This is a genomic window from Carboxydocella sporoproducens DSM 16521, from assembly GCF_900167165.1.
Classification (GTDB): Bacteria; Bacillota.
In genome coordinates this window covers 1-4,285 of record NZ_FUXM01000065.1, presented here as the reverse complement: position 1 = coordinate 4,285, position 4,285 = coordinate 1, and the positions used below count along the sequence as shown (strand labels likewise).

The window sequence follows — 4,285 nt, the reverse complement described above, 5'->3', positions numbered from 1 at the left end:
ATTGCCATTAAAAATAGCTAGCTTTATCCCGGCCCTCCGGGGCTTTTTTTGTTGCTGGTAATCAACCTCTTTAGGCAATATCAACATACCATACACATCGAGTGCGTAGTATCGCTCAAAAGGAAACACAGCCCATAAAGCCTTGCACAGCAAGGCTTTATGGGCTTTTGTTTTGGGCGGGCATTATCAAAATCCGCCTGAGAGATGGGGAGGCTGAAGAGTATGGAGCGGCCTATTTTTCAAAAGCAGCCAAAGAAGTGACCAGTGTTGAATTCGCTTTGGTGAAGTAAGTGATCCGTAAAACTTCGTTGATTTGCTCATCTGTCACACCCATTTGTCTCAATACATTGGCAATAGCCTTAACCCCGTCATTAGCTCCGACAGCGGCGTCGACGGCCAGGGAAATCATCATCTTGGTTTTTGCGTCCAGGCTGCTTTCCCCGTACACCAGTTCCTGCAGGTCCTTCATCAGTTTATAAAATTTTTTGTCTCTCGCCCTGATGGCTTCAATAAACGGCAGTGCACTCATAATCTCCCCCCTTTCTATAGGCTGCCGCGGTTGGCCTGGATAATATTGTGGGCCATCTGTTGCATCAGCCTTTTAATTAACACCTTTTCTTCCGGGGACATGCCCTCCAGGAGAATTTCCTGCACCTCTTTCACAATAGCCTCCAGCTCTGGTCTTACAGCTTTCCCCTTCTTCGTAAGAAAAATCCTGAATGAACGTTTGTCCTGCTCATCCGGCCTTCTTTCCACATAACCGGCAGCTTCCAGCTTTTTAATAGCCCGGACAGTTGCTGCCTTATCCACCAGCAACCGGTCGCTTAAAGCCTGCTGGGACTGGCCGTCCTTAAAGTATAAAGAAAAAAGGTAGGCATACTGGCCGGCGCCGATGTGCAGGGGCTCCATTTTCCTGGCCATAAAGGAAATCATGTTGCGCCAGGTAAATGATACATACTTGCCTACGTTATCATTCAAATCAATCATGTACTTCACCCCGGTCCACTTTTGCATTATAGTCTTTTAATGCATAGAGGGAAAAATACGCCAGGGGCACGAAAAGAATGAGTGCGCTAAAAAAATACATGGTTCCGATGGAAGTCCGGTTAGCCAGCCAACCCAAAAAGATGGAACCTAAGCCGATACCCAGGTCCAACGCCGAGAAATAAGTCGAATTAGCCACGCCCCGGCGCTGGGGTTTGACCATGTTGATAACCATAGTCTGAATGCTGGGCCAGACCATCCCGTTGCCTGCCCCTATAATTACAGCGGCTGCCAGAAAACCGGTTAATTCCCTACTTAAGGAAAGAAGGATAAACCCGGCAGCCGTGCATAAGAAGCCGACAGTTATTACAGGAGCTGGTCCCCGGCGGTCCAATAGCTTCCCGGATGTAGGCCGGACCAGACTTAAAGCGGCGGCGTAGGCGAGAAAGAAGGTACCGCCGTTTTTGATGCCGATTTCCTTGCTGAAAAGAGTGATAAAGGATACTATCCCGCCGTATACCAGGGCCGAAAAAAACATCACCGTCGAAACCGGCAAAACCTTCTTTTCTATAAAGGCATCCCAGGATATAGAGCGTCTTGTCAAAGGCAGTTGGGGATACCTGATAAAATTAGCTATAATAAAAGCCAAAACCACTAGGCCCATAGCTGTAAAAAACAGCCTGCCGTATTGGTTTGTTTCCCCCATCAACTGCAGCCCGATAACCGGGCCTAAGGCCATGGCCAGGGTCATGGTCAGCCCGAAGTAGCCGATCCCTTCGCCCCTACGCTGCGGTGGCAGGATATCAGCCGCGATGGTGCTCCCGCCGACGGTAGTCACCCCCCAGCAAAAACCGTGCAGCAGGCGTAGCAGGAGGAGAAAAACCAGATTGGTGGCAAAATAATAGCTTCCCATAAAGAGGGCGAATAATGCCAATGCCCAAAGGAAGACCTTCCTCCGGCCCACGGAGTCCAGGGCATATCCACCAAAAGGCCTTATCGCCACAGCAGACAAAGTATATACTCCAATGACAAAACCCACCTGACTTTCATTGGCTCCCATAACTTTCATCGCATATACAGGCATGGTGGGAAGTAGAAAATAAAAACCCGCAGCCATCAGGAAGTTTGCTATCCATAGCAGCGTAAAATCCTTTGACCAGACAGTTTCATGGTGTTCTGCCATGTTCTCAGTCCCCTTTTGATTTTGGTTGACTCATCAACTAATTATACAATTGTATAATAATACATTTCAGATTAAATATCAACTCAATTTTCGCAGCTTATTGTGCTGTTGCGCTTATAATGGCTCTCGATAGAGCAGTTAGGCATCAGAAAAGAGGGTCTGTGTATGACAACAGAGGGATTCTTGTGCTATAGAATTTTTATTTGTTAATTTCCTCTATTTTTCGAACAACTCTCATAGTAGCATTTCCAACATATTTGTAAACAGTGGCTGATGTTACAAATTCAGCAGAGCAGGATTTTGGCATGTCTTTTTGCGTTTTGAGGGCTTCAGGTATAAATATTCTAAGTCCCTTCAACGTTGCTGTTATATTTTACGAAGAATATTGCTATAATAATAACAGCAAAAGGGAAAGGAGATTTATTATGCCTAACATTAAGCCGATTTCCGATTTAAGGAATTACAATGAAGTGTTGTGCAGCATAGAGGAGGGTTCACCGGTCTTTTTAACAAAAAATGGCCGTGGCCGCTATGTGGTTATGGATATGCAGGAATATGAAAAAATGCAGGCAAAATTAAAATTGCTTACTGAACTTGCTAAAGGTGAAAAGGCAGGGCAGGAAAATGGATGGCTAACCATTGATGAACTAGAAGCATCCCTGGGGGTAACGAATGGTTAATCTTAAAATCTCGCCCAAAGGCAGACGAGATTTTATGCGAATCCTTTTTGGGGATGTTGCAGAGGAAGAAGACAACTGATTATCAAATATAAGATTTTGATTGGTAAGAGCATCGCTTAGACGGTGCTTTTTTTATGTCTTTTTTCAGGAGGAAGATCATCCGGGATGAGAAAACCAAGCAGCTGGTTTACAGGCATACAGAAGGTATGAAAACCACTGAGTACAAGCCTGAACAAATATTCCATATTCCGGGTTTAGGCTTTGACGGGGTGAAAGGTTTATCTCCAATTGCTATGGCGAGAGAAGCCATCGGGCTTGCGCTGGCGACTGAAGAATTCGGCGCGAGGTTTTTTGGCAACGGGGCGCGCCCGGGAGGAATCCTTGAGCATCCAGGGGTGGTAAAGGACCCGGAGAAGCTGAGAAAATCCTGGGAGGAGGTATATAAAGGGCTTCAGAACTCCCACAAGATAGCAGTGCTTGAGGAGGGCATGAAATACCATGAAATCGGCATACCGCCGGAGGATGCGCAGTTTTTGGAGATCAGGCAGTTCCAGCTAAACGAAATCTGCCGCATTTTCCGCGTTCCTCCGCACCTGGTGGGCGACTTGACCAGGGCGACCTTCTCCAACATAGAGCACCAATCAATAGAATTTGTCGTCCACACCATACGCCCCTGGCTGGTCCGCTGGGAGCAGGCCATAACAAAGTGCCTTTTTAGGGAAGGGGAGTTTGATGAGGATTTATTTACAGCACTGGTGGAGGAGATACGGGTAAAGTAGCTGGTGGAGGTGGTTTTTGTTTTGAAGGCGGGGGTTGAGGTTAGGGAGATACTATAATAACTCAAATTGCATGAAAAATATGGTATAATTTAGGTAGTGATACTAACCAATATTATACCGAAGTTATAGCTGAAGAATTGATAAAAAAAGGATTTTGTCAATAACTTGTGAAAATGTCACCCCAAAATAGGGTTAATTATCGTCACAAAATGTCACCCCCTGCTAAGAACCTAACCGGGCTTTGGCAATTGTAGTTATTACGTTCGGTTAAGTCAAGAGTAAAGTGAACGGGCTTCGCCCGCCCTTGACTTAACCTCACTTCATAACTTTTGGCAAATCAAGCCCGGTTAAGGTCTCCTTAAAATTAGATTCAGGCAAAGCTAAGCATACTTTCGGAGAAATATCTCTTCAAGCATTTTTAAAATATCCCTGTCACTGTCTTCGTAGGTAAGTCTTTTAACCAGATTGTGTCCATACTTAAAGTAATGCGTATCTGGAGGCATATAGGGCTTTCTCTCAGTAGCTTCAGTTTTTGGTTTTTGAGTCTTTTGCGGCTTAACATAGGGGAGAGTTTCAAATACAGTGTTTTTGTATTGCACTTTTACACCAAAAACCGGACTTATTAATACATCTATCTTCGTACGTGGCGGAATAGGATT

At 45.3% G+C, this 4,285-nt stretch carries 4 protein-coding genes and 2 pseudogenes; 2 read left to right on the top strand and 4 right to left on the bottom strand.

The annotated features are described in order from the left end of the window. Positions 1–232: 232 nt before the first annotated feature. From B5D20_RS13255 to B5D20_RS13245, 3 genes are read right to left on the bottom strand one after another with little or no spacing between them, the layout of a single operon-like run. Positions 233–529, bottom strand: a complete 297-nt coding sequence (locus tag B5D20_RS13255; protein WP_078666676.1) for a carboxymuconolactone decarboxylase family protein — start codon at positions 527–529, stop codon at positions 233–235. Positions 530–543: 14 nt separating this feature from the next. After that, complete coding sequence (locus tag B5D20_RS13250) at positions 544–987, bottom strand: MarR family winged helix-turn-helix transcriptional regulator (protein WP_159071962.1); 444 nt, start codon at positions 985–987, stop codon at positions 544–546. Continuing rightward, positions 980–2,167 (bottom strand): MFS transporter, encoded by a 1,188-nt coding sequence (locus tag B5D20_RS13245; protein WP_078666674.1) that lies wholly within the window; start codon positions 2,165–2,167, stop codon positions 980–982. The genes B5D20_RS13250 and B5D20_RS13245 overlap by 8 nt, the downstream gene beginning before the upstream one ends. A 425-nt stretch (positions 2,168–2,592) precedes the next feature. On the opposite strand from B5D20_RS13245, the gene B5D20_RS13240 reads away from it, so the two are divergent. After that, positions 2,593–2,847 carry a type II toxin-antitoxin system prevent-host-death family antitoxin gene (locus B5D20_RS13240; RefSeq protein ID WP_078666673.1) on the top strand — a complete coding sequence of 85 codons (255 nt, stop codon included), beginning with the start codon at positions 2,593–2,595 and terminating at the stop codon, positions 2,845–2,847. Positions 2,848–2,981: 134 nt separating this feature from the next. Next, positions 2,982–3,575: pseudogene (locus tag B5D20_RS13235) on the top strand (phage portal protein); the annotation flags it as partial. 431 nt (positions 3,576–4,006) lie between these two features. Here the strand turns inward: B5D20_RS13235 and B5D20_RS13955 are convergent. Next, positions 4,007–4,285: pseudogene (locus B5D20_RS13955) on the bottom strand (ISNCY family transposase); the annotation flags it as partial.